The sequence below is a fragment of the Chitinophagaceae bacterium genome, from assembly GCA_007695095.1.
Classification (GTDB): Bacteria; Bacteroidota; Bacteroidia; order Chitinophagales; family REEL01; genus REEL01.
This window is the reverse complement of sequence record REEL01000068.1, coordinates 1-24,098: the sequence shown is the minus strand read 5'-3', so window position 1 is coordinate 24,098 and position 24,098 is coordinate 1. Positions and strand designations below refer to the sequence as shown.

23 protein-coding genes, 1 pseudogene and 2 riboswitches are annotated in these 24,098 nt (G+C 33.9%); of the genes and pseudogenes, 12 read left to right on the top strand and 12 right to left on the bottom strand.

Features of this window, described 5'->3' with window-relative positions; translation table 11 throughout:
* Positions 1 to 116 precede the first annotated feature (116 nt).
* From gldL to gldN, 3 genes are read left to right on the top strand one after another with little or no spacing between them, the layout of a single operon-like run.
* The gene (gldL, locus tag EA412_02490) at positions 117 to 956 is read left to right on the top strand and encodes a gliding motility protein GldL (GenBank protein ID TVR81846.1); all 840 of its coding nucleotides are present in this window, start codon (positions 117 to 119) and stop codon (positions 954 to 956) included.
* Positions 957 to 1,003: 47 nt separating this feature from the next.
* Complete coding sequence (locus EA412_02485; GenBank protein TVR81845.1) at positions 1,004 to 2,608, top strand: hypothetical protein; 1,605 nt, start codon at positions 1,004 to 1,006, stop codon at positions 2,606 to 2,608.
* Between the two features lie 13 nt (positions 2,609 to 2,621).
* On the top strand, positions 2,622 to 3,455 hold the full coding sequence (gldN, locus tag EA412_02480) for a gliding motility protein GldN (protein ID TVR81844.1): 834 nt from the start codon (positions 2,622 to 2,624) through the stop codon (positions 3,453 to 3,455).
* On the opposite strand, the gene EA412_02475 is transcribed toward gldN, so the two are convergent.
* From EA412_02475 to EA412_02465, 3 genes are all read right to left on the bottom strand, one after another.
* The gene (locus EA412_02475; GenBank protein TVR81843.1) at positions 3,424 to 5,244 is read right to left on the bottom strand and encodes an excinuclease ABC subunit C; all 1,821 of its coding nucleotides are present in this window, start codon (positions 5,242 to 5,244) and stop codon (positions 3,424 to 3,426) included. The two genes, gldN and EA412_02475, sit on opposite strands and share 32 nt — an antisense overlap.
* Before the next feature lie 119 nt (positions 5,245 to 5,363).
* On the bottom strand, positions 5,364 to 5,963 hold the full coding sequence (locus EA412_02470) for a superoxide dismutase (protein TVR81842.1): 600 nt from the start codon (positions 5,961 to 5,963) through the stop codon (positions 5,364 to 5,366).
* 75 nt (positions 5,964 to 6,038) lie between these two features.
* Complete coding sequence (locus EA412_02465) at positions 6,039 to 6,485, bottom strand: nucleoside deaminase (GenBank protein ID TVR81841.1); 447 nt, start codon at positions 6,483 to 6,485, stop codon at positions 6,039 to 6,041.
* A 104-nt stretch (positions 6,486 to 6,589) separates the two neighbouring features.
* On the opposite strand from EA412_02465, the gene EA412_02460 reads away from it, so the two are divergent.
* Positions 6,590 to 8,095, top strand: coding sequence for a carboxypeptidase M32 (locus EA412_02460; GenBank protein ID TVR81840.1), 1,506 nt, complete (start codon positions 6,590 to 6,592; stop codon positions 8,093 to 8,095).
* Between the two features lie 52 nt (positions 8,096 to 8,147).
* Here the strand turns inward: EA412_02460 and elbB are convergent, their stop codons facing one another.
* From elbB to EA412_02445, 3 genes are read right to left on the bottom strand one after another with little or no spacing between them, the layout of a single operon-like run.
* Entirely contained in the window at positions 8,148 to 8,837 is a 690-nt protein-coding gene (gene elbB / locus EA412_02455; protein TVR81839.1) for an isoprenoid biosynthesis protein ElbB, read from the bottom strand.
* Between the two features lie 12 nt (positions 8,838 to 8,849).
* On the bottom strand, positions 8,850 to 10,109 hold the full coding sequence (locus EA412_02450) for a T9SS C-terminal target domain-containing protein (GenBank protein TVR81838.1): 1,260 nt from the start codon (positions 10,107 to 10,109) through the stop codon (positions 8,850 to 8,852).
* 19 nt (positions 10,110 to 10,128) lie between these two features.
* Positions 10,129 to 10,605, bottom strand: a complete 477-nt coding sequence (locus tag EA412_02445) for a hypothetical protein (GenBank protein TVR81837.1) — start codon at positions 10,603 to 10,605, stop codon at positions 10,129 to 10,131.
* Between the two features lie 132 nt (positions 10,606 to 10,737).
* A riboswitch (TPP riboswitch) is annotated at positions 10,738 to 10,828 on the top strand.
* Positions 10,829 to 10,856: 28 nt separating this feature from the next.
* A riboswitch (TPP riboswitch) is annotated at positions 10,857 to 10,954 on the top strand.
* A 36-nt stretch (positions 10,955 to 10,990) separates the two neighbouring features.
* On the opposite strand from EA412_02445, the gene EA412_02440 reads away from it, so the two are divergent.
* A complete protein-coding gene (locus EA412_02440) occupies positions 10,991 to 13,426 on the top strand; it encodes a TonB-dependent receptor (protein TVR81836.1) in 2,436 nt (811 codons plus the stop codon).
* A gap of 72 nt (positions 13,427 to 13,498) precedes the next feature.
* Here EA412_02440 and secG read toward each other — a convergent pair whose 3' ends face one another.
* Complete coding sequence (gene secG, locus EA412_02435; GenBank protein TVR81835.1) at positions 13,499 to 13,831, bottom strand: preprotein translocase subunit SecG; 333 nt, start codon at positions 13,829 to 13,831, stop codon at positions 13,499 to 13,501.
* A gap of 3 nt (positions 13,832 to 13,834) precedes the next feature.
* Positions 13,835 to 14,062 (bottom strand): hypothetical protein, encoded by a 228-nt coding sequence (locus EA412_02430; GenBank protein TVR81834.1) that lies wholly within the window; start codon positions 14,060 to 14,062, stop codon positions 13,835 to 13,837.
* A 69-nt stretch (positions 14,063 to 14,131) separates the two neighbouring features.
* On the opposite strand from EA412_02430, the pseudogene EA412_02425 reads away from it, so the two are divergent.
* Both EA412_02425 and EA412_02420 read left to right on the top strand, forming a co-directional pair.
* A pseudogene (locus EA412_02425) lies at positions 14,132 to 14,320 on the top strand (hypothetical protein).
* Entirely contained in the window at positions 14,286 to 14,480 is a 195-nt protein-coding gene (locus EA412_02420; protein ID TVR81833.1) for a hypothetical protein, read from the top strand. The pseudogene EA412_02425 and the gene EA412_02420 overlap by 35 nt, the downstream one beginning before the upstream one ends.
* 195 nt (positions 14,481 to 14,675) lie before the next feature.
* Here EA412_02420 and EA412_02415 read toward each other — a convergent pair whose 3' ends face one another.
* The 4 genes from EA412_02415 to EA412_02400 form a co-directional block, all read right to left on the bottom strand.
* Positions 14,676 to 15,209 (bottom strand): hypothetical protein, encoded by a 534-nt coding sequence (locus tag EA412_02415; GenBank protein TVR81832.1) that lies wholly within the window; start codon positions 15,207 to 15,209, stop codon positions 14,676 to 14,678.
* Positions 15,210 to 16,457, bottom strand: a complete 1,248-nt coding sequence (locus tag EA412_02410) for a sigma-54-dependent Fis family transcriptional regulator (GenBank protein ID TVR81831.1) — start codon at positions 16,455 to 16,457, stop codon at positions 15,210 to 15,212.
* 29 nt (positions 16,458 to 16,486) lie between these two features.
* Positions 16,487 to 17,878, bottom strand: a complete 1,392-nt coding sequence (gene miaB / locus EA412_02405) for a tRNA (N6-isopentenyl adenosine(37)-C2)-methylthiotransferase MiaB (protein TVR81851.1) — start codon at positions 17,876 to 17,878, stop codon at positions 16,487 to 16,489.
* 165 nt (positions 17,879 to 18,043) lie between these two features.
* Positions 18,044 to 19,609: a hypothetical protein gene (locus tag EA412_02400; protein ID TVR81830.1), complete on the bottom strand. Its 1,566-nt coding sequence runs from the start codon at positions 19,607 to 19,609 to the stop codon at positions 18,044 to 18,046.
* Positions 19,610 to 19,874: 265 nt separating this feature from the next.
* Here EA412_02400 and EA412_02395 point away from each other — a divergent pair, with 265 nt between their 5' ends.
* The 5 genes from EA412_02395 (at position 19,875) to EA412_02375 (ending at position 23,738) form a co-directional block, all read left to right on the top strand.
* Complete coding sequence (locus EA412_02395; GenBank protein ID TVR81829.1) at positions 19,875 to 20,246, top strand: T9SS C-terminal target domain-containing protein; 372 nt, start codon at positions 19,875 to 19,877, stop codon at positions 20,244 to 20,246.
* A gap of 8 nt (positions 20,247 to 20,254) precedes the next feature.
* On the top strand, positions 20,255 to 21,334 hold the full coding sequence (locus tag EA412_02390; GenBank protein TVR81828.1) for a DUF1566 domain-containing protein: 1,080 nt from the start codon (positions 20,255 to 20,257) through the stop codon (positions 21,332 to 21,334).
* Positions 21,335 to 21,586: 252 nt separating this feature from the next.
* Entirely contained in the window at positions 21,587 to 22,627 is a 1,041-nt protein-coding gene (locus EA412_02385; protein TVR81827.1) for a hypothetical protein, read from the top strand.
* 62 nt (positions 22,628 to 22,689) lie between these two features.
* Positions 22,690 to 23,424, top strand: coding sequence for a DUF1566 domain-containing protein (locus EA412_02380; protein ID TVR81826.1), 735 nt, complete (start codon positions 22,690 to 22,692; stop codon positions 23,422 to 23,424).
* A gap of 32 nt (positions 23,425 to 23,456) precedes the next feature.
* The gene (locus EA412_02375) at positions 23,457 to 23,738 is read left to right on the top strand and encodes a hypothetical protein (protein TVR81825.1); all 282 of its coding nucleotides are present in this window, start codon (positions 23,457 to 23,459) and stop codon (positions 23,736 to 23,738) included.
* Positions 23,739 to 24,098: the final 360 nt, after the last annotated feature.

Sequence of the window (24,098 nt, the reverse complement as noted above, 5' to 3'; positions counted from 1 at the left end):
TATATCGTTATTTGAAAATATCGACACAACCGCTTTATTTATAATCAATTTTAAAACCAATTTAACGTATTATTTTTATTAAATAATTTTGTTTACTCAAAACCATTATTGAAGCAATGAGACAATTAACCATTTTTTTTGAAACATCTAAGGGAAAACGTGTAAAAAACATGATTATCGGTTTAGGCGCCGCCGTCGTTATGATGGGAGCACTTTTTAAACTTGAGTCATGGCCTTTTGCTAGTGCGATGTTGATCGCAGGATTGAGTGTAGAAGCTTTCATTTTTGCACTACAGGGCTTACTTCCTCCTCACAAGGATTATTATTGGGAAAAGTTATATCCGGACTTGGATGTATCTCCTGAAGAAGAGGAAGCTAAAAAAGGCGGACATGCAGAAGCTAAATCTTTTAAATCTAAATCTATAACTGAAGAGTTGGATACAGTGCTTGAAAAAGCTAAAATTGAATCAGAATTACTTGAAAGATTAGGAGCTAACTTAGGTAAGCTAGGTAATAATATTGAAAAGTTGAATGATATAGGAGATGCTGGTGTTGCAACTCAGGAATATTCTGAAAATGCAAGACAAGCTTCAAAAGCTCTTACAGAAATGAAGAATGCTTACATGAATGCAACAGAAGCAGTATCAGGATTAGCAAGCATGACGACTGAGACAAAATCATATCAGGAAGAAGTTGGAAAAGTATCTAAAAATCTTTCGGCATTAAATGCTATGTACGAAATGGAATTACAAGATACCGGTAATCACTTGAAGACAATGAAAGATTTCTCTACAAGTTTATCTTCAGCTCTTTCTAATTTGAATGAATCAGTAGAAGATACTAAAACGTACAAAACCGAAATGCAAAATCTATCTAAAAATCTTTCCAGTTTGAATCAGGTATATGGTAATATGCTTGGAGCAATGACTATGGGCAGACCAGGTGGAACAAACTAAGTAGGAATTTTAAAAAAATATTGAACAACCCAAAAGCAAAATAAATTATGTCAATACCTAAGGAACCCCGGCAGCAGATGATTACCATGATGTATCTGGTATTAACTGCACTGCTTGCCCTTAACGTATCTGCTGAAGTTTTGAATGCATTCAAACTCGTTCATGAAGGAATCAGAAATACCAATACAGCATTAGATACCAAAAATGATGCTATAATGGATGCATTTGCTCAGCAAATGGCTTCTGACCCTGAAAGAGCACGAGAATATTTTGAACGTGCACAACAAGCTCAGCAAATTACAAGAGAATTTTATGATTACATTGAAGCCGTTAAAGAAGAAGTGATAGAAGCTTCCGGTGGAGTTAATGACGCTGGTGAAATTCGTAATATTGGTCACGTTGATGCACCCACAAGGGTGATGGTGAATCAACGAAGAGGGTTTGAAGTAAAAGATCGTATTGAAGAGATTATCCAGGACTATCTGGCTCTTGTTTTCTCTGATGAGGATCGTCAGATACTTCAAACTCAAATACCATTAAACACTGAATTTAATCCGGATGAAACTGATCAACCTGACTGGGTAACTTACAACTTTAGAAAGGTGCCGGTTATAGCGGCAGTTACAATTTTAACGAAGTTTCAAAGTGATGCTAAGCAAACCGAGTCATTATTACTTGAGAATTTAATAAGTCAAATTGGTGCTTCAACTTTCCGCTTTGACAGATTATCAGCAAAAATTATTGCACCTTCCAGTTATGTACTGGCAGGAAGTCAATATTCCGCAGATATTTTTGTTTCTGCAACCAGTGAGACTCAGGATCCTACAGTTTATATCGGAGAATTGGATATGGACATAGTGGAAAGAGATACTTTCGGCAACTTTTTGGAAACAACTCAGAACCCTATAAAAGGGAGTTATGATACCTTGCCTGTTGTTGCAGGAATGGGTAAGCTTAATGTACCTGCGCAAAGAGTAGGTGTACAGCAATATAGCGGAGCAGTTAGAGTACAACAACCGGGCGGCACAGGCTATCTTTATTTCCCTTTTGAAGGGCAGTATCAGGTTGCTGAAGGAGGTGTTGTAGTATCACCAACTAAGATGAACGTTATGTACATTGGTGTTGAAAACCCATTAGCTATTTCAGTAGTTGGTTTCCCATCTGATAGAGTAAGAGCATCTATATCTCAAGGAACACTTGCAGGCAGTGATGGCGATTTCAGAGCGAGAGTTAACACTCCGGGAACTGCCACAGTGAATGTATCAGCTGAAATGGATGATGGTTCAACGCAAACTATGGGTTCTCAGGAATTCCGTGTAAGAAGAATACCAACACCTCAGGCAAAAATAGCCGGAGAAGCCGGTGGTAATATGCCGGCAGCTCGATTCAGAGCTCAAAGAGGTATAATTGCAGAACTTGAGAGTTTCGAATTTGATGTTCGTTTCGAGATTGTTGGATTTGAAATGATTTATGCAGCAGCTCGTCAGGATGTTATAACTGAAAGAGCGAACGGTCCTCAATTTAATCAAAGGATGTTAGGATTTATGGAAAGAGCACGTCCCGGTGATATGTTCTACTTTGATAATATTCGTGCCAGAGGTCCAGATGGAAATACCGTAAGGTTACCTGGTATTACATTCAGACTTATTTAATAAAAATTAGATTATGCTAAAGAAAACGATTTTAACCTGTACTGTATTTGCAATGCTTTTTATCATAAATAATGATTTAAATGCACAGCAAATGGAAACATCTCCAAGAGATGGTGCCTATGACAGAAATCTTCAACAAGAGCGTGTTCCAATTGCTTATCCGCATCTTAGAGAAGCTGATGTTTTTTGGCAACACAGAGTTTGGAGAGAAATAGATACTCGTCAAAAAATGAACTTGTATTTTCGTTATCCAAATCAATACTTTGTAGATATTCTTAGAGATCACATTATTGAAAATGAGATAACTGCTTATAGTGCAATGGATGACCGTTTCACTGATGTTATGACATCTCAGGAAGTACAGGATATTGGTGCAGGTACAGATACAATTTGGGTAGTAGATCCGGTTACACTGGAAGAAACGCAGGAAGTAGTTGTAAATGAGTTTAACCCCGAATCAGTTATTAAAATTCGTTTGAAGGAAGACTGGATATTTGATAAACAAACTTCTACGATGATAGTAAGAATTATTGGAATTGCTCCAATTATTCAAAATGTGGATGAACAAGGTAATATCAGAGGTGATGAAGTTATGTTTTGGGTATATTATCCGGATGCAAGAGATGTTTTAGCAAAATATGACGCTTTTAATGAAGGAAACTATGCTGTTAGACTTTCATTTGAAGATATATTTGAAATGAGATATTTTGATAGCTTTATTATTAAAGAAGTGAATGTTCACGACAGACGAGTGGTTGACTATGCTACCGGCGTAGATGCTATTTTAGAATCTGATCGTATTAAAGAAAAGATTTTCAACTTTGAACAGGATCTTTGGAGTTATTAAGAAAAGAATAGATAGTTTTAGCTTTATCTAAACCTATTAATGAGGCAAGTTCTTCAATTGAAGCTTGCCTCATTTTTTTTACAGACTTGTAGTGCTTGATTAGCTTAATCGTAGTAGAAGGTCCAATACCTTTTATTGATTCTAACTCATTATTGAGCGTAACTTTATTTCTCTTTTCTCTGTGAAATGTAATCGCAAATCTATGTGCTTCGTTTCTCAGTTGTTGAATGATTTTCAATGTCTCAGATTTCTTATCTATATGCAATGGATACTGATCTCCGGGAAAGTAAATTTCTTCTAATTTTTTTGCAATAGAAATAAGATGAATTTTTTCAGTTATCCCTATCTCTGTCAATGCATCTAATGCAAACCTTAACTGACCTTTTCCGCCATCTATAATAAGCAATTGAGGCAACTCCTTGTCTTCTTCTACCAAACGACTATATCTTCTCTTAACGACCTCGTAAATGCCTTTAAAATCATTAGAACCTTCAAAAGATTTAATGGTAAACTTTCTGTATTCAGATTTACAGGGCTTGCCATTTTCAAAAACTACTACTGAACCAACGGTTTGTTTTCCCTGAAAAGTAGAGATATCTATACATTCCATTTTATATGGAATCTTAGTCATCAATAAATCTTTTTTTATTTTCTCTAACTTTTCAAGGTCTCTTACTTTACCAATTTTTAGATTATTCTTTCTGAGAATTCTTTCATTTTTTGCAAACAAAGCATTTTTATATGCTAACTCTAAAAGATTTTTTTTATCTCCGATTTTTGGTATAGTAATTTTTATATTTTCATCTATAGTTTTGACGGCTAAAGGAACTATGATTTCTTTTGTAGGGTTTTTCTTTTCCGATAAAATATAATTCACTGCAAAATTTAGCAATTCTTGTTTATCCTCTTCAAGACTTTGTTTTAACTCAATTGTTTTATTGGAAACTATACTTCCTTTTTTGACTTGCATGTAGTGAATAAACATATTTTTTTCATGCATTACAAATGAGAATACATCCAGATTATCTATTTTAGGACTTACAATAGTTGATTTTGCCTGATATGATTTTAGCTTTTCAATTCTTAACCTGTTTTTTTCTGCTTTTTCGAATTCATAATTAACAGCGTATTCTTTCATTTCCTCATCTAGTTTATTTAATACCGGATTAATTTCCCCTTTGAGAATGGTTAAAGCATTTTGTATACCCAGATTGTAATCTGTTTCATTTTGTAAACCTTCACATGGACCCAGACAATTCTCTATATGATATTCAAGACAGACTTTGAATTTTTTATTTTTAATATTTTCTTCGCTAAGATTGTAGTTACAAGTTCTTATTGGGAATAATTGCCTGATTAATTGTAGAAGTGATTTCACTCTGTTCACAGAAGAGTAGGGCCCGAGATAGATAGAGCCGTCATTTATTTTATTTCTGGTTAAAAAGATTCTGGGAAATCTTTCTTTTTTTATACAGATATACGGATATGTCTTGTCGTCTTTCAACTGTATGTTGAACTTAGGTTGTAGTGTTTTGATAAGGCTATTTTCCAGTAAAAGAGCATCCTGCTCAGTTTCTACAACTACAATATCTATGTCAACCGTTTTTTTGATTAGCAGTTTAATTCTGGCACTATGCATTTTAGAATCTAAAAAGTATGAACTAACTCTTTTATTGAGATTTTTAGCTTTGCCTATATAGAGAATTTTATTCTCTTTATCCAGAAATTTATAAACTCCAGGATCTTCCGGTATGTTTCCGGCTATTTTTTTAAACTTTTCAATATTCATACTGCAAATTAGAAAAAACTAATCGTAAAAATGCCCGATAATTTTAATTACCGGGCATAAATTTAACTAACTTAAAATGAAGATTATTACTTCATTTCCTTTAAATGTTCATAAAAGTATTAAGCATTTTCAAATCGCTTATTTACTTCATCCCAATTTACAATATTCCAAAATGCAGAAATGTAATCAGGTCTTTTATTTTGATAGTTTAAGTAGTAAGCATGCTCCCAAACATCAAGTCCCAGGATTGGAGTACCTTTAATTTCAGATATATCCATTAATGGATTATCCTGATTAGGGGTAGAACCTATTTTTAGCTTGCCGTTGCTTACAACCAGCCATGCCCAACCAGAACCAAAGCGAGTGGCTGCTGCATTGTTAAATTCTTCTTTCATTTTATCAAATGAACCAAAAGAACTGTTTATTTCATCTTTTAATCTTCCTGTAGGACTTCCACCATCCGGACTAAGAATTTTCCAAAAAAGGTCGTGGTTGTAGTGCCCTCCACCATTATTTCTCACTGCAGCACTGTGCTTAGAAATGTTTTTAAGAATTTCTTCGATATCTTGATTTTCTAATTCAGTACCTTTAATTGCATCATTTAATTTACTGACATAGGCAGCATGATGTTTTCCATGATGAATTTCCATGGTTGCTTTGTCAATATGAGGTTCTAATGCGCCAAAATCATAGGGTAAATTTGGTAATGTAAAAGCCATAGTATAATTGTTTTATGTTAAAAATATAATGTTCAATAAAGTAACCAATTAATGTAGAAAATAGTTTAGTTATTTTTAGATATTTCTCTTCTTTTTGAAAAAGTCTTTAAGTATTTCTGCACAAGCATTATTTTCTAAAAATTTTATCTTTTCATTTTCTTGAAAATTAGTGCTCACGGTAGAAAATCCTTTTTTGTTATCTGCTGCTCCATATATGGTTTGTTCTAATTTAGACCAGAAGATAGCAGTTGCACACATTAAACATGGTTCAAGTGTAACATACATTTTGCAATCCGTTAAATATTTACTACCAAGAAAATTAGAGGCAGCTGTAATAGCAAGCATCTCAGCATGTGCTGTGACATCTTTTAATCTTTCTACCTGATTGTAGGCTTTGGCAATAATCTTATTCCCATGCACTATTACCGCACCCACCGGTACCTCATCTTCGCTTTCGGCTATAAAAGCTTGTTTCAATGCTTCATTCATAAAAAAAGCATCATCCCGATTTAAATAATCCATAAATAAACTTTTTTGTATATAAAGCTGTAAATCTTAAGTAGAATAGCTTGAAAAATGCTATATTTCACTTTTTTAAAATTCTAAAAACTTCTTAAAAAATACAGATGTCAAAAGTAGATAAATATTATAAGGAATATTGTGAACATGCACTAAAAATACAGGAATTAGATTCATCCATTTCATTGTTGCGTTGGGACCAGGAAACTCACATGCCAAAAGATGGTGCAACTTTTAGAGCTAATCAATTGGGGATGCTGTCCGGCTTAAAATATGACTGGAAAACGGCAGATAGATATGGGGATTTATTAAAGAGCTTATATGAATCACGAGCGGAATTGAAACCTGAACAAAAGTTTAATGTTGAAAAAAGCTTTCAGAACTTTAATAAAACAAAGAAGTATACGAAGGATTTTGTAGTTCGGGAGAGTAAATTGGTAAGTGAGGCTTACCGGGCGTGGATAGAAGCACGATCTGAGAAAAAGTATCAATTATTTTCGAATTCTTTAAAATCAATTTTAGATTTACGCAGGGAGGAAACAGAAATATTGGGATATGCTGATAAACCTTATGATGCTTTGTTGAATGAATATGAAGAGGGAATGACAACCGCAAAGCTCGACGTTGTTTTTACAGATGTAAAAAACAAATTAAATCCTTTTCTAAAAGAAATTGCAAACAAACCTAAACCTGAAAATGCATTTATGTATGGCAATTTTCCATTTCAAAAGCAATGGGATTTCGGTTTGGAATTGATTAAGCAATGTGGATTTAATTTTGACAAGGGAAGACAGGACTTGTCTGTTCATCCTTTTTCAAGCTCTATGAATCCTTCTGATGTAAGAATAACAACAAGAGTAGATGAAACAAATTTTTACTTTATGCTTTGGAGCTGTCTTCATGAATGTGGGCACGGGCTTTATGAACAAGGTCTTAGAGAAGAATTCTTCGGATTACCAATGGGTAAGTCCGTTTCACTTGGAATCCATGAGTCTCAATCCAGATTGTATGAAAATAATTTAGGAAGAAGTTCAGAATTTTGGAGTCATAATTACCCGAAACTACAAAGTCTATTTAAGGATAGTTTTGGAGGTGTCAGTCAGGATGATTTTTATAAAGCGATTAACAGGGTTGAACCTTCGCCCATCAGGACAGAGGCTGACGAATTGACCTATCATCTTCATATAATGATACGCTATGAGATTGAAAAGAAATTGATTCACGGAGAATTAGACTCAAAAGATTTATCTGAAGTTTGGAATGAAATGTATAAACAATACCTGAATATCGATATAAAAAATGATAATGAAGGCGTATTGCAGGATATTCACTGGTCGCATGGTAGTTTTGGTTATTTTCCCACTTACAGTTTAGGTAGTTTTTTTGCAGCACAATTTTATGCTCATGCTAAAGAGGAATTACCGGAATTTGATAAAAATATTAAAACAGGTAATTTAATTCCCTTACTGGAATGGTTAAATAAAAATGTGCATCGTCATGGACAGCGCTATCAGGCAGATGAATTATGTGAGCGAATAACGGGAAAACCACTTGATTTTGATTATTTTATGCAATATGCAAAAGAGAAGTTTTCATCGATTTATAATTTATAAAAAAAGACCGGAAAATATTTCCGGTCTTTTAAGTTCTGTCAAAAAATTCTTTTTACAGAATTTCTACTAATTTGTCAATGGCTTTTTTAATTCCGGTATTGATTTCAAGAATATTTGCTTCCATCATATAGCATGGTGTAGTAATAATCTTATTTTTTTGGTCAAAAGCAATTTCATCAACAGTTTTATAAACTGATTTAGCCCCGGTTTTTTCCATACCCTGACTTATAGCTTCTATTTCGTATGGTGAGTTTGCTGAAGTTGTACCTACCGTTAATTCAGCATGTTTATCACTTCCTTCCAGTGCTTTAGCCACGGTAGTTGGTGACATACAAAGTGCTACTACAGGTTTTTGTTCAGAAATAAAATTATTGATTAGGCTTTTAACATCTTTGTTAATATCTCCATCGGGGCCTGAAAATGCCCATTTTGTAATATTTTTTGCTGTTCCAAATCCGCCTGGAAGCACGATAGCATCAAAATCAGCTGATGAAACATCAGTGACAGATTTTATATCCCCCCGGGCAATTCTTGCCGATTCAATCAACACATTTCTACTTTCTTTCATTTCGTCACCATTAAGATGATTAATCACATGGTGCTGATCTGTATCCGGTGCAATACATAGGTAATCAATATTTCTTTCTTCAAGAGCCAGGAGTGTTAATACAGATTCATGTATTTCAGAACCATCATAAACACCACAACCCGATAATAATACAGCTACTTTTTTCTTATCCATAATTTATATTTTTTAGTGTGTTATAAAAACTCTTTCTTTTATTGAAAATTGTGAATTTTCTTTATTCTTCAGGCTTAAAAGGTAATAACCCGGTTTAAATTCACTCACATCTAAGTGATAAGAAAGGGAAATATTTTCCTCTGAAAATACAACTCTTCCCATTAAATCGTGTAATAAAAGAGTATATGGAGCATCTGAACTTCCTTCAATATTAAGTATAGAATTCACGGGATTAGGATAAATTGAAATTTCAGGGAACCTTTTATTTTCAGTTATATTACTTAATACTTCCGGGCAATCGGTATGCACCACAAGGAAGTCCCTGATAAATTTTATAGTTGTATCCATATATAGTGGACCATCGCTTAATGGGGGAGGTAAGGGGTTTACAAAAGGTACATGATCTGCCCCATTAAAAGTATAAAATTCACTTGCAATTCCTAATTCATTAAATTTTTGTTGTATGCTGTGACTACCATCTACAACTAATATGTCATTTCCTGAAACTCTAATCATATCAGTTCCATATGGGACTGTACCGTCTTCAGTTCCATGCATACTCACGCAAATTGGGCCGTCAGCCTTTATCCAACTAGTGTCACCTATTGCACCGCATAAATTGATTACTCCCTTTATATTTGAAGAATATCCTTCATTTCCGCTATTTCCTTCAATTCCACCTAAATCATTTATAACGTCCATAATAAACCCATCTATAATTGAAGTGTCAGTCATATAGCCAAGATGTAAGCCAATGAATGCACCGGCAGACACACCACCCATAAAAATTTGATTAGTATCAATTCTAAATTCATTAATTGTGCGGGCATCTTTATAAAAGTATCGGACAGCAGCTCTTGCATCATGAACTCCACGTATTACTGCTGCCATCATGTTAGAGGAGTCAACTTCTTCTGCACCTAAGCGATAAGAAATAGTTGCCGTCACATAACCTCTTTGAGCAAATTCAGAACAAAGGGTTAAAATGTCAGGACTTTCTTTAGCTCCGGTTAAAAAACTTCCTCCATGTGCCAGTATGATTAAAGGTCGGCTTACAGCCGGATCATTATCAGGTTCGAAAACTCTCATTCTTAAATTCTGACTACTTCCCTGATAATCAACGTTTTGACCATATGTAATTTCAGATGGAAAACTGCTTTTCAAATCAAAAATCTTGTCATAGAACCGCCCGTCAGGGCATTGAGCATTTCCTTGAAAGTAAATAAAGGTTAAACACAGAAAAAATGTCTGTGTTAAAAAAGATTTTTTCATGAATTGTTATATTAATTGCCTAAATCTGTTGGTCTAAAGCATCCTCAAGTTGACCCAAGTATTCTTCAACTTGATACATTTGTTCATCTATATCTGCTTTTATGTTTTCAAAACCATCTTCAGTTGCAGTTTGCAAAGTACTTTTTCTGTCACTTATGTATCTCATTGTAGTTTGCAACCAGGTTATATTTGCTGAATATGTTTCTTGCACGGTCTCATCTAAAGCCGCCAATAGTTCTTCTGCTGATTCAATACGTTCTTCCAGAGCAATATACTCTTCTCTGATTTCTTCAATAATCTCAGCTCTTTCTTCTTCAAAAGGATCCATTTCCTCTTCAGTAACTTCAGTTTGGGGTTCTGTTTCAGTAAGGGTTTGATCAGTTTCAGCAGGTTGTTGCCTATCCCTGTCTTCTGCTTGCTGACCATTTTCGCTACAAGCGGTTAAAAATACTATTCCAAAAACAGCAATGATAAATAATAAATTTTTTAAAAGCATATCTCAATTTTTTGTTAATTGCTAATATAGTAAATTTGCCTTTCAGATTCAGTTTGTAAGGTGGTTTTTTAAGTAATTTTTTTAAAAAGAGGGCTAAACTTTCTTTAAGTTACGAATGTTTATAACTTTGCAAAAACTTAAAAGGGGTGTCCGTGCGGACTGAGATTATACCCTTAAACCTGATTCGGGTAATGCCGGCGTAGGGATTTAAGAACATCTAACTCAGTTATAATATCTGCCTTTTAATTTTTGATATCTCATAGGGGTGCCTGCTTATTTGCAGCGCTGAGATTATACCCTTAAACCTGATTCGGGTAATGCCGGCGTAGGGAATTGTTTTACTGTCAGCCCCGACGGTAAGTTTATTTAAATTAAAATTTTTATTATGAAAAAAGGAACAGTTTTTTTATTAATTTTCCTAATGATTTGCTCCAGTTTTCAGTTGACTGCCAATGAGTTACGGGGAAAAATCATGGAGCCTGAAAAGGAAGAGCCACTTCCGGGGGCAAATGTTCAGCTTCAAGGTCCCAGAAATCTTGCTGTAGCAACGAATCGAGATGGTATTTTTGCTTTTAAAAATCTTCCGGAGGGTAAGTATACCTTAAGAATTACTTATGTAGGTTTTGAAACTCTGGTGAGAGAAATTGAAGTTTTAAATGATGTAGAACTAAATTTTTTAATGGAAAGAGTAAGCCATATGGCTGACGAAGTACTGGTGAGCGCAATCCGAGCCGGTTCTGAAACTCCGGCAACGTTTACAAATATGGAAAGGGAAGAAATTGACCGAAAGAATATAGGTGTTGATTTACCTTTTTTACTGGATCAGACTCCCTCAGTAGTTGTTAATTCTGATGCAGGTGCCGGTGTTGGATATACCGGGCTGACTATTCGGGGCAGTGACATAACTAGAATTAATGTAACTATAAATGGTATTCCGGTGAATGACTCTGAGTCTCACGGTGTTTTTTGGGTTAATATGCCTGATATTGCTGCTTCAACAGAGAATATTCAAATTCAAAGAGGTGTTGGAACTTCTTCTCATGGTGCCGGTGCTTTTGGAGCAACTATTAACCTGCAGACAAATACGTTAAACAAAGATTTTTATGCAGAGCTGGATAATGGTTTTGGTAGTTTTAATACATGGCGCCATAGTCTAAAAATCGGTTCAGGTCTTATTAATGACAGGTGGTCTTTTGATGGCAGATTATCTTTTATAAATTCTGATGGGTATATTGACAGAGCTAGTTCAGACTTATGGTCTTATTATGTATCAGGTGCTTATCATGGAGAAAACAGCCTTGTCAGATTGGTGCATTTTGCCGGTAATGAAAAAACATATCAGGCCTGGTATGGTGTGCCCTCAGATTCGCTTGAGACTAACCGCACTTACAATCCGGGAGGAGAATATGTGAATCCTGAAGGAGAAATAGCTTATTATGATAATGAAACGGATAACTATCAACAAGATCATTTTCAGTTGCATGCATCAAGGCAGTTTAATCCAAATTGGACCGGAAATTTAAGCCTACACTATACTTATGGTCGTGGTTATTATGAGCAATTCAGAAATAATGACAGATTATCGAACTATGGTATGGAGCCGATAATTTTTGAAAACGATACCTTGGAAAGAACAGATTTAGTTAGAAGAAGATGGTTGGATAATCATTTTTACGGCACTACTTTTTCCTTAATTTATGATGATTTCAGCCGTTGGAATGTCACTATGGGTGGAGCTTTTAATATCTATAATGGCGATCACTTTGGAGAAGTAATCTGGACAAGACCTACCGGTAATTTAGAGGATGTTCACAGATACTATGAAAATGATGCTGTAAAAACGGAAGCTAATTTTTATACAAAAGCTCAATACAGATTGTCCAATAAATGGAGCTTATTTGGAGATGTGCAATATCGTTATATAGGATATGAATTTGAAGGTCCGGAAATTTCTGACGGAGATGTTTTAGATCTTCCGCAGGAGGCTACATATAACTTTATAAATCCGAAAGCCGGAATTAACTTTCAGCCATCTTCCGGTCATCGCTTTTATTTATTTTATGGCATGAGCAACAGGGAGCCCGTAAGAAGGGACTTCAGAGATTCTTCACCGGAGAGTCGCCCACTTCATGAAAGTTTGCATAATGTAGAGTTGGGTTATGAGCTTAGGAAAAATAATTTTTCACTTGGAGCGAATACGTATATGATGTACTACAGAAACCAACTAGTTCTGACCGGTGAAATTAATGATGTTGGTGGTTTTACAAGAACGAATATACCAACAAGTTACAGATCAGGTATTGAGCTTCAGAAGAACTGGCAGTTACTGGATTGGTTAAAATGGCGTTCTAACTTTACATTCAGCAAAAATATAATTGAAGAGTTTGAAGAGTTTTATGATGTATATGATGGAGACTTCAATTGGATAGGAATGGATAGCAGAACTTATGAGAATACTCCTATTGCTTTTTCGCCGGATATTATAGCCGGAACGAGTTTGATTTTTGAGCCTATAGAGAATCTTTGGATAGAAGTAATTGGGAAGTATGTAGGCAGACAATATCTGGACAATACGGGTAGCGAAGACAGAAGTTTAGACCCTTATTTTGTAAATGACCTGCTTATTCAATATAGTTTAAAAGATTTATTTTTTAGGGAAATACGATTCAGTTTTAAACTAAACAATTTGTTTGATGAAAAATATGTCCCTAATGCTTGGATTTATAAAGGGCTGGTTGACAATGAAATGATGGTTTTAGCTGATGGCTATTTTCCACAGGCGGGAAGAAATTTCATGCTTTCATTATCGCTTAGATTTTAGTTAGAAATATTTTTGGTAAAAAAAAAGAGGCTGTCTGATTAGGCAGCCTCTTTTTTTAATATTTATTTAAAACTATTCGTCACCACCAAATTCAGTTGGAGGTATGTTTTGATTTTCCATTGGTATTGGAGTTTGTAAAGTTCTTCCTTCCAATTCACTTCTATCAATAGTTTGTCCTCTGTCCGGTATAAAAAAACCTGAAGATAAACTAAATACAAGCAATACAATGGCTAATGTCCATGTGGCTTTTTCCAGAAAGTCTGTAGTTTGTCTGGCTCCCAGTACCTGATTTCCAAATCCGCCGAAAGAAGCACTTAATCCTCCACCTTTCGGGTTTTGAATTAATACTATCAAAATGAGTATTACACAAATTATCAGAATCAAAATGGTAAGTAATATATACATTGTTTATTTATTTTTTAAGTCGTTTATAATTTTTGCAAAATAACTACTTTTTTCAGGAAATTTCAAACTTAATTTATGATAAGCTTCAATTGCTTTGTCTATTTTATTTTGTTTAGCCAGTAAACCGGCATAAGTTTCAGTTATATGATCGTCTAATAGCTTTATACTTTTATCTGCAAGTGCATCTAAATTGATAGCTGTAGTTTGCTTGGATTTTTTTTCGGACTTCATGCCCTCTATACCTAATTTTGTTATTTCTTCAAGTCCCGGTAAGGGTTTGGTAATAGTGAAGTTTGATAAATCCGGTTTCTCTTTCTCTTTTTTTATTGATTTCTTAATTCCTTTTTCTTCTGAAAACGCTTTTAACCATCCTTGAAAACTTTTATTTTGCGTTTCAGTTTTTTGATTGTTTACTGTTGCATCTTTTTTTACAGTTATTTTAGTTTTTCTTTTTTTGGGCTTTTCTTTTTCAGTTTTAGTAACTGTTGATATAGCTGTTTTATTTTGCTCGGTTTCTTTAATATTTGAATCAACTTCCTTTTTTGGGACTTTTTCTTTTTGTGTTTTTTTCGGGGTTACCTTTTTTTCAGGCAGTGCTGTTTTAACTTGTATTTCTTTTTTTAAAAAATCTGCCAGAATATCCCGTTGAGGAATGTGTGCACTAAAATTCAATAATACAGTTTCCTTATCGGGATGATTATCTAAAAAGTATTTTTTAATACGAATACTATGCAATAAAGATGCATACGGATAGTCTTTTATCCAATTATCCAGATTTGCTACTGAAATATCATTCAGAAGACTATTATCTTTTAGTATGTCAGCAGGACTGATGTTTTTCATATTACCAATTTGCAAATGCCCGGTTAAAAATATCATCTACCAATTGCTGATTAATCTCAGAAACTAAATTTTCTTCGACATCACTAAGTGACTGGGAACTATCAAAATCAGCATATCTGGTAAAGTTTTGATTCCAGCTGTTTTTTTCATTTTGAAAATCCACATATTCTACTCTTACACTAACGGAAAGTCTGTTCAGAGCTGTTGTTTGACCTGCAGTTGGCGAAAGTCCCTGAACTGAATAATTGGTTATTGCTCCGTTAAACTCTATATCTGCATTTTGATTCACTAAACTCAGATTTGTTTCTCTTATAATTTTGTTTCTGAATTGTTCAGAAAATACCTGACTTAAGTTACCGGGTCCTCCGGTTGATTGATTCGGAAAGCTTGAAATTCTAATAGTTTTAATATTAGGAGGGATAGATGCACCCGTAAATGAATATGCACCACAACTACTCAATACAATTGTAAGAAGAAGAAACAGAAAAATGTTTTTGTTTCTAGTTTTTAGTATATTGAATAAATACCGGGTCATTTAAATATTGTTTAGGTTATACTCTTTAATTTTTCTGTAAAGTGTTCTCTCAGAAATACCTAAGTCTTCAGCAGCCCTTTTTCGTTTACCTTTATTAATCTTTAATGCTTTTTCAATCATATCTTTTTCCATTTCAGCAATGGAAAGTGTCGCGTCTATAGTTTCGTGGGTGTCAGTGCCTTCAGTTTCGTATTCTTCTTTTCTTTTATCTTCTAATGGGATAGGCGAAGGTTTAAAATCATTTTTTGAAACTTCATCTTTGATATATGAAGGATATTCTTCTTCTTTATTAATTTTATTATCCGAATCTGAAAGATAACTGTCATTATTGAACTGAAAAAGATATTGCTTAATGTCGTTGATGTCTTTTTTTAAATCAAAGAAAAGTTTATATAGTAACTCTCTTTCCGAAAAGTCATTTTTGTTTCCATATTCTGATTGATAAACGGCCGGTAAGCGGTTTAAATTTTCTTTTGGTAGAAATTGTTTTAGAATTTCGGGAGAGATGTTTTTCTCTGGAGAAAGTATGGTAAGCTGCTCTGCAAGGTTTTTTAATTCCCGAATATTTCCGGGCCAAGGATAGCTTTGTAATAAATTTACAGCTTCCGGATTTAGTTTAATTATTTCGGTGTGATTTCTTTCTGCAAAGTCCACTACAAACTTTCTGAAAAGAAGGGGAATATCCTCCTTTCTTTCTTTTAGAGCAGGAACATTAATGGGTACGGTATTTAGTCTGTAAAAAAGGTCTTCTCTAAATTTCCCCTTTTGAATGGCATCCCATAGGTTGACATTTGTTGCAGCAATTACACGTACATCTGTTTTAATTGTTTTTGATGAACCAACTTTCATAAATTCTCCCGACTCTAAAACCCGGAGTAGTCTGGATTGAGTAGCTATAGGCATTTCTCCGATTTCATCAAGAAAAATAGTGCCATTGTTTACCTGTTCAAAATAGCCTTTTCTGGAGTCGTGCGCACCGGTAAAAGAACCTTTTTCATGACCAAATAATTCAGAATCTATGGTTCCCTCCGGAATAGCTCCGCAATTTACAGCTATAAATGGATTATGTTTTCGGGCACTTAGCTGATGTAAAATTTTGCTAAAAACTTCTTTTCCCACACCACTTTCACCGGTAATTAACACACTTAAATCAGTGTTGGCTACACGAATGGCTGTTGACAAAGCATTGTTTAATGCCGGATTATTCCCAATTATCCCAAACCTTTGTTTAACGGATTGAATATCCATTGATAACTTTTTACTAATTTTTCAATAATTTAAACAGCCTTGCCCAGCAAAGTCGCTGAAGTACACTCTTCTACCTTAACCATTACATAATCACCCGGTTTGTAGTTTTCCTTAGGGAAAATGATAACTTTATTCTGGCTGTTTCGCCCCTGAACGTGTTCATCAGATCTTTTAGAAACACTTTCCACTAAAACTTCAAATGTTTTACCTATATCATTTTCATTACTAATTAATGATAGTCTGCGCTGTAATGAAATCACCTCTTGTAATCTTCTTTTTTTAACTTCTTCCGGTACATCATCCTTGTATCTCCTGGCTGCAAGGGTTCCCGGTCTTTCGGAGTAAAAAAACATGTATGCAAAATCATATTTTACAAACTCCATTATGCTTAATGTATCTCTATGCTCTTCTTCTGTTTCAGAACAAAATCCACATATAACATCAGTTGATATGCCGCAGTCCGGTACAATTCTTTTAATAGCATCAACTCTTTCAAGATACCACTCTCTGTCGTAGGTTCTATTCATCATTTCTAAAACTCTGGAATTGCCGGATTGGACAGGAAGATGAATATAGTTGCAAATATTTTTATACTTAGCCATGGTCTCCAAAACTTCATTGGTCATGTCTTTAGGGTGGGATGTAGAAAAACGAACCCTTAAATCAGGATGTACTTTTGCTACTAATTCCAGCAAATTTGCAAAGGTGAATAAAATATTTCCGTTTTCATCTTTATGTGTGTATGAATCAACATTTTGGCCTAATAAAGTGACTTCTCTGTAGCCTCTGTCAAACAAATCTTTAGCTTCTTGTTCGATAGAGTAGGGGTCTCTGCTTCTTTCGCGTCCTCGGGTAAAAGGGACTACACAGAACGAGCACATATTGTCACAGCCTCTCATGATAGATATAAAAGCTGAAATTCCATTGCTGGATAGTCTTACCGGACTAATTTCAGCATAGGTCTCCTCTCTGGATAAAAGTACATTTACTGCTTTTTGGCCGGTCTCGGCTTCTTCAATTAATTCCGGTAGCTTTCGGTAAGCATCCGGACCTATAACCATATCTACAAGTTTCTCCTGTTCCAGCAACTTGTCTTTTAACCTTTCAGCCATACAACCCAGTACTCCAATCAGGGTACCCGGCTTATTTTTTTTCAGTACTTCAAACTGTTTAAGCCTATTTCTTACTCTTTGTTCTGCATTTTCTCTGATAGCACAGGTGTTAATAAAAATAAGATCTGCATTTTCATGCGTTTCTGAAAGTGAAAAACCTGATTCCGCTAAAATTGAAGCGACAATCTCGCTGTCACTGAAATTCATCTGACAACCGTAGCTTTCAATATAAAATTTTTTTCCGTTTAATTCGGAATGCTCTTTCGTTTCCAAGCTCTTTAAAGCTTCCCCTTGCCTTTCTTCCGGCATTTGATTGGTTATCCCGCCGTATATAGAATCTTCTTTTTGCATTTCTAAGTTTTACTGCAAAGATAAGAAAAAAAAGTGAGTGACAATTTGACAGACTGCTTTATTTCTCAGAAATTAAAGTTGTTAAATGAAGCTCTTATGAAATTGCAAACTACTTAATTAAACTTATGTGTTTTTATGAGAATTGTATTGTCTTTTAACGACTTCAGAAAAAGATTCATTGTTAATTTTACTGTTTAACCATGAAATAAAATCGAAGTCTTCCATGTATTTGAATTCAAAAGATTCTTCTCTTAATTTAAGCAATTCTTCCCTGAGAGAATGAAAAAATGCTGCTGTTTCTCTCTTGTTATTAGAGTTTTTAATATTTTCTCCAATAAAGTTCAAAAGTACTTTTTCAAATTTATGCAGATGATTTCTCTTGTAAAGGTATCTATAGGCAGATTTAACTTTATATTCGAGCAGCCTGATATTACCAAGTTCAAAATGACAGATTAAGTCGAGAATTATGACGAGAGAAAAAGTATCTATAGGTAATTTATCTTTATTTTCAAGCAAAATAGCTATAATATCCAATGCTTTATCATAGTCTTCAGTACCTATGAGAGATATAAGTCTGAGTTTATTTAAAATAAATATTTTTGTTATGTGAGAATTGGCATGTTTGTTTTTTGAGAGCTTTTCATATTGATCAATGAAATTTAATGCGTTTCTAAATTCTCCTTTTTTGATTTCAATTTCAGTTTTATACTGAAGTTGCAACTCTTTAACTTTTATTAACTTATTTTCATTTTGTTCTATCGGAAGCTTACGAATGAAATTGTCAATTTTATTTAGCATTTGTTCAATTTCCTCTTCTTTATTTTCCATATGCCTGGCAATAGAGATAAAATGGTGTTGCCTGCTTATATAAGGCATGGGTTTTTCTAAGATTTGTATCATACTTTCTTCCATGTAGGCTAACCCTTCTTTTATGGCTGCCAATGAGTTTTCCAAATCATGTTTAGAAGCATAATACACCATTTTAGTTGTGTGCCAAAATGCACTGGCTCTGAAATTATCTGATAAGTCTACATTCCGCTCAATTTCTGAATGAATAACATCTTCTCTTTTTTTAAAGTTTTCTTCATTTCTCGCTAAACCATCTTTGTGTCTTAAATAATTCATTTCAATCATTAAAAACCATTGATGATTTATTTCTTTTATTTTATCTAATACATTATTTTCATTTTTTTTCAATTCTTTATCAGATTCAAAAACTTTTTCTGAATAAGGTTTGGCACTTTGTAACATTTTTTCATAGCGATATAAAGCAATTAATTCAGGATATTTCTCATATCTAAGAGCTAATTCTTTTGTTTTTAAAAGGATTTTTTCAGCTTGTTTCAGCAAGTTTCTTTCGTATAAAAAATTAATGTCTTGTAATGCATTTAATACTTTATTTTCAATATTTTGATCGGCACCAAAGCTTCTGACACCTTTCATTATTAAATCATAAAGCCTTTTTTTAAAAACAGCAAAATGGCTCAAAATTTTCTTAAATTTCTTTTTCTCCAGGTAGTTTTTAATTTCTACTTCATCATAGCTTTCTTGTTTAGAAATCAAGTCTATTAAAATGAAGTAAGAATTGTATTCTTTGTAAGCATGATTTTTAATGTAAACTAAAACATACCTTTTTTCAGATTTAGTAAGTGCATTAATAAGCTGAAACAACTCTTCGGAAGCTTTCATGTTAAATTTGTTTTAAAATTTGCATGTTGAAAAATTATACCAAAGATAGAAAAAATGAATTTATATAAAGTTTGTGATGTAATTATTTGCTTTTATTAAAAGCTTAAAAATATTGACTTTTCAGATATGCTTACTCAAAAGTTATGTAATAATTGTCTTTATTTTGAATTGATTTTTGTTTAGTTCAATTGTATCTTCGGATTGACAAACTGAAGTAAATTATTGTTTTGTTAAATTTTTTTTATAACTAATTTTTTGTGTAATTATGAAAGCTATATACATTGTATTCTTTTTGTTTTTTATTCATATTATCTGTAAAGCAGGTGCAGTATTAACATTTGAGATACCATCTTGTGAAGTAATAAATGATGTGAAAAATACTGAAAATTTGAAGCTAGAGATTTACCCCAACCCTTCTAATGGGATTATTCAAATTTTTCTGAACAAGCAATTTTCCGGATTAGTAAACATTGAAATATTCAATATTACCGGTCAAAAGGTTTTTAATCAAGAATACAATTTCACTTCAGATAATAATTCATTAATTCTTGATGTAAAAGTATTAATAACAGGAGTTTATTTTTTGACAGTTAATCATAAAGATTTAACAGTTAATCAAAAATTAATAATTAGATAAAACATAGTATGAAAAAAGTAACAAACTTAACTGCATTATTTATTTTAATTTCATTGTTTAGATTTTCAGTACATGCTGAAACTATTATTTGTAGCGGAACTACCTTAACACTGGAAGGTATAAACTTTATTAATGGAGATCTTCAATGGCAATCTTCACCCGATAGCATAATTTGGTCTGATATAAACGGAGCGGATCAACTAACTGCATCAGTTGCCCCAATGAACAATATTTATTATAGATTAAAAATAACAGATCCATTATGTGAACCGGCTGAATTTTATACAAACACAAAATATGTTATGGTTGCAGATGCACCTGATATCCCTGTATTAGAGAATACGATCACTTGGGAAGACTCAATATTTTGGAGTTGGAGTATTGATTCAAATGTATCCTCTTATTTTTACAGTTTTGTAAATAATATAGATTCTGCTGTTAATATTGGTACTGACACAAGTTTTTTATATTCCGGTTTAGAATGTGACGAAAATTATACTGTCTATTTATGGGCTCAGAATGATTGTGGTTTCTCTGATGTACTTACTTTAAGTGCTTCTACAGAATCATGTCCTCCTTTTCAGTGTGAAATAGGGAAAGCCGGTCCTGCCGGAGGGATAGTTTTTTATTGTGATCAAAACGGGGGTGGACTTGAAGTTGCTTCTTCTGACTGGAATGATCAGGCAAATCCGAATACCCCAGTTGATCCAAATGCCCCCTGGGGTTGCTCCGGAGTTAGTATAGCTACCGGTGAAGCTTTTGGTACAGGGCAGTCGAATACAACTATGATAGTTAATGCCTGTATGGAACCTAATATTGCAGCCAGATGGTGCAATGATTATATTTTAATAGAGAATGGCAATGTATTTAATGATTGGTATTTGCCTTCCAGAGACGAGTTGACCCTAATATTTAATAATATAGGCGGCTCAACAAACCAAGGCGGCTTCAGAAATGTAACATACTGGAGTTCATCTCAGAGAACAGCTAATCAAGCTTATGGAAGGAATTTAATAACCGGGGCTGAAACTACTTTTGGTACTGCAAAGACAGGAATGATGGGAGTAAGAGCTATCAGAGCTTTTTAATTGCAATAAACTAATTTACATGAAGAATCTAACAATTTATAGGATATTGAGAAGTAAAATAATGCAGGTTATATTTTAAATCATTTTGGTGTTTTCCAGGAAAGTTATGACCAATTCTTTATAGTACTACAGCATAAAACAGAAGCAATTTAAGAAAAAGTATTCAAGACTAACAATTAATAGATAAAATATTACAATATGAAAAGATTAATTTATTTTTTACCAATATTATGCATTTTCAACATTAGTTTGTTGTCGGCACAAGTGAAGGTTGGAGATAATCCAAGTGTGGTAAATCCGGCGGCTATATTTGAAATGGAAAGTTCAGATAAAGGTTTTTTACTACCCCGTCTTAGCGAATCTGAAAGGGATGCTATGGTACCTCCTATCACGGCGGGATTGATTATTTTTAATACTGACAGTGATTGTTTGGAAGTATTTAATGGTACTGCCTGGATTAATTTATGTTCACAAGACCCTTGCGCATCAGTACCTAACCCCGATTCTCCTATTGAAGGAGTTCACGGAACAGACTTAGAGGAAATAACATGGAATTGGGGTGCAGTAAGTGGAGCAAACGGTTATTTGTATGCAAGTGTAAACGACTTGGATCAACTAGAAGGGATTGTATATACCAATGAATTTTTGAGTGAAGGTTTAGTTTGTGAAACTGCATACACACTTTATGTTTGGGCTTTTAACGAATGCGGTATTTCTGATGTGACGACTTTAAATGCTATAACTGATAATTGCCCAACAGGTTTTGTTTGCCAAATTGGAGAAACCGGACCGGGTGGTGGAATTATCTTTTACTGTGATGATGTTTTGGGTGTTGGTTTAGAAGCTGCGCAACCCGGATGGGATGGTTTAAGTACAACAGACCCTTTTACGACTTGGTCTACACCAAATGTTTCTGTAACAACAACGCAGGATGATTTATTTGAAGGAGCCAATAATACTGCCATACTTGTAGATTTACATAACACCACATCAAGCACTTTTCCTGCTGCTGTTTTGTGTGACAACTATAGTGTAATCTTCAACGGACAAACAATAGATGATTGGTATATGCCGTCCAGACTTGAGCTCAATGAACTAAGTGTTAATATAGGTTCTGCTTCGTTACCCGGTTTATTTTCAAGTAATAATTACTTTAGTTCAACGCACAGAACCGCTCAAAGGGCTTGGATGCAAAATCCGGTTACAAATGCTATACCTGCTTCATTTAGTGGACCTCAAAAAAATTCAACGAATCAGGCTCGGGTTAGACCAATCAGAACATTTACTTATTAACAGAAAAATAAACTACCATGAAAATAACTAAAATTTTAATATTACTTGTCTTTATAAATGTAATGACTACTTCTGCATTTAGTCAGGTAAAAATAGGCGGAGATGTTCAAAATATAGATCAAAATGCCATTTTTGAAATGGAAAGTTCAGAGCAAGGTATGCTTTTGCCGCGCATGAGTGAAATGGATAAAGCAAATATCACATCACCTACGGCCGGTTTAATGATTTATAATACAGACATTTTTTGTACAGAAATTTATAATGGAACTGAGTGGATAAATCTTTGTGATGGAGCACCTCAATGCGTTATTGGAGATACCGGACCATCCGGTGGTATTATTTTTTATTGTGATGGAAATGGAGGAGGCTTAGAAGCTGCACCAAGTGACTGGAATGGCACCTCACCTGTTGATCCAAATGCTCCCTGGGGGTGTTCAGGGACTTCTGTGGCTACAAGTGATGATTTTGGTACAGGGGCCTCAAATACACAAAATATAGTTTCTGCTTGCAGTGAACCGGATATAGCAGCCAGATGGGCTAATGATTACTTTTTTATACTAAATGGTATAGTTTATGAAGGATGGTATTTACCTTCTCGTGATGAACTTACTTTAATGTATAATACTATTGGTGGAGGTGCATCAAATCAAGGAGGCTTTAGAAATGTAACATACTGGAGCTCTTCTCAAAGATCTGCAACACAAGCTTATGGTAGAAATTTAATTAGTGGTGCTGAAACTACTTTTGGCACAGCTAAAACCGGCCTAATGGGTGTAAGAGCCATCAGAGCATTTTAATTTTGTATTCATTTTCAATAAAAAATTTAATCATGAAACATATATTTTTAGTAACATTTCTTGTTTTTACAGTGTTCTTTTCAACTCAAGCACAAAGTGTTAAGGTTAGTGAAGATAATACTGTTTCCGCTGTTCACCCTTCTGCCATATTCGAAGTTGAAAGTACAAGCAAAGGAGTTTTATTACCCCGATTGACTACTACTCAAAGAGATAATATAGTCACTCCTGTTCCTGAAGGTCTGTTAATTTTCAATACTGATACAAATTGTGTTGAAATTTTTAACGGGAATGACTGGGATGCATTTTGCGGTTAGAAAGGTATTGCTTGTTTAAAATTAGCATTTTAAAAGTTAGTTGATTCAAAAAGTTAACTGACTTTTTTTAGATTTTAATGTAATAATAGAACTAATTTACTTTTTATTTCACCAAACTTAAAAACTAAATTTGAGATAAAAATTTACTTACACAGAAAATACAATGATGATGATTTTTAAATACTTTTTCATACTACTTTTTCCATTACTTTTAATATCCAGTTCATTAATGTCTCAAGTGAAAGTTGGAGACAATGCTTCCGTGGTTGACCCTTCCGCAGTTTTTGAATTGGAAAGTACAACACAGGGATTTTTATTACCCAGATTAACAACTCAGCAAAGAGATAATGACATAGCCAC

Bases quoted from the DNA above. Each gene is read 5' to 3' on its own strand.
- EA412_02470 (TVR81842.1), bottom strand. From the start codon at position 5,963: ATGGCTTTTACATTACCAAATTTACCCTATGATTTTGGCGCATTAGAA.
- EA412_02375 (TVR81825.1), top strand. From the start codon at position 23,457: ATGAAACATATATTTTTAGTAACATTTCTTGTTTTTACAGTGTTCTTT.
- EA412_02430 (TVR81834.1), bottom strand. From the start codon at position 14,062: ATGAAGTCCGAAAAAAAATCCAAGCAAACTACAGCTATCAATTTAGAT.
- EA412_02390 (TVR81828.1), top strand. From the start codon at position 20,255: ATGAAAAAAGTAACAAACTTAACTGCATTATTTATTTTAATTTCATTG.
- EA412_02465 (TVR81841.1), bottom strand. From the start codon at position 6,485: ATGGATTATTTAAATCGGGATGATGCTTTTTTTATGAATGAAGCATTG.
- gldL (TVR81846.1), top strand. From the start codon at position 117: ATGAGACAATTAACCATTTTTTTTGAAACATCTAAGGGAAAACGTGTA.
- EA412_02410 (TVR81831.1), bottom strand. From the start codon at position 16,457: ATGGATATTCAATCCGTTAAACAAAGGTTTGGGATAATTGGGAATAAT.
- EA412_02395 (TVR81829.1), top strand. From the start codon at position 19,875: ATGAAAGCTATATACATTGTATTCTTTTTGTTTTTTATTCATATTATC.
- elbB (TVR81839.1), bottom strand. From the start codon at position 8,837: ATGGATAAGAAAAAAGTAGCTGTATTATTATCGGGTTGTGGTGTTTAT.
- miaB (TVR81851.1), bottom strand. From the start codon at position 17,878: ATGCCGGAAGAAAGGCAAGGGGAAGCTTTAAAGAGCTTGGAAACGAAA.
- EA412_02445 (TVR81837.1), bottom strand. From the start codon at position 10,605: ATGCTTTTAAAAAATTTATTATTTATCATTGCTGTTTTTGGAATAGTA.
- EA412_02440 (TVR81836.1), top strand. From the start codon at position 10,991: ATGAAAAAAGGAACAGTTTTTTTATTAATTTTCCTAATGATTTGCTCC.
- EA412_02380 (TVR81826.1), top strand. From the start codon at position 22,690: ATGACTACTTCTGCATTTAGTCAGGTAAAAATAGGCGGAGATGTTCAA.
- EA412_02450 (TVR81838.1), bottom strand. From the start codon at position 10,109: ATGAAAAAATCTTTTTTAACACAGACATTTTTTCTGTGTTTAACCTTT.
- gldN (TVR81844.1), top strand. From the start codon at position 2,622: ATGCTAAAGAAAACGATTTTAACCTGTACTGTATTTGCAATGCTTTTT.
- EA412_02400 (TVR81830.1), bottom strand. From the start codon at position 19,609: ATGAAAGCTTCCGAAGAGTTGTTTCAGCTTATTAATGCACTTACTAAA.
- EA412_02485 (TVR81845.1), top strand. From the start codon at position 1,004: ATGTCAATACCTAAGGAACCCCGGCAGCAGATGATTACCATGATGTAT.
- EA412_02460 (TVR81840.1), top strand. From the start codon at position 6,590: ATGTCAAAAGTAGATAAATATTATAAGGAATATTGTGAACATGCACTA.
- EA412_02415 (TVR81832.1), bottom strand. From the start codon at position 15,209: ATGACCCGGTATTTATTCAATATACTAAAAACTAGAAACAAAAACATT.
- secG (TVR81835.1), bottom strand. From the start codon at position 13,831: ATGTATATATTACTTACCATTTTGATTCTGATAATTTGTGTAATACTC.
- EA412_02475 (TVR81843.1), bottom strand. From the start codon at position 5,244: ATGAATATTGAAAAGTTTAAAAAAATAGCCGGAAACATACCGGAAGAT.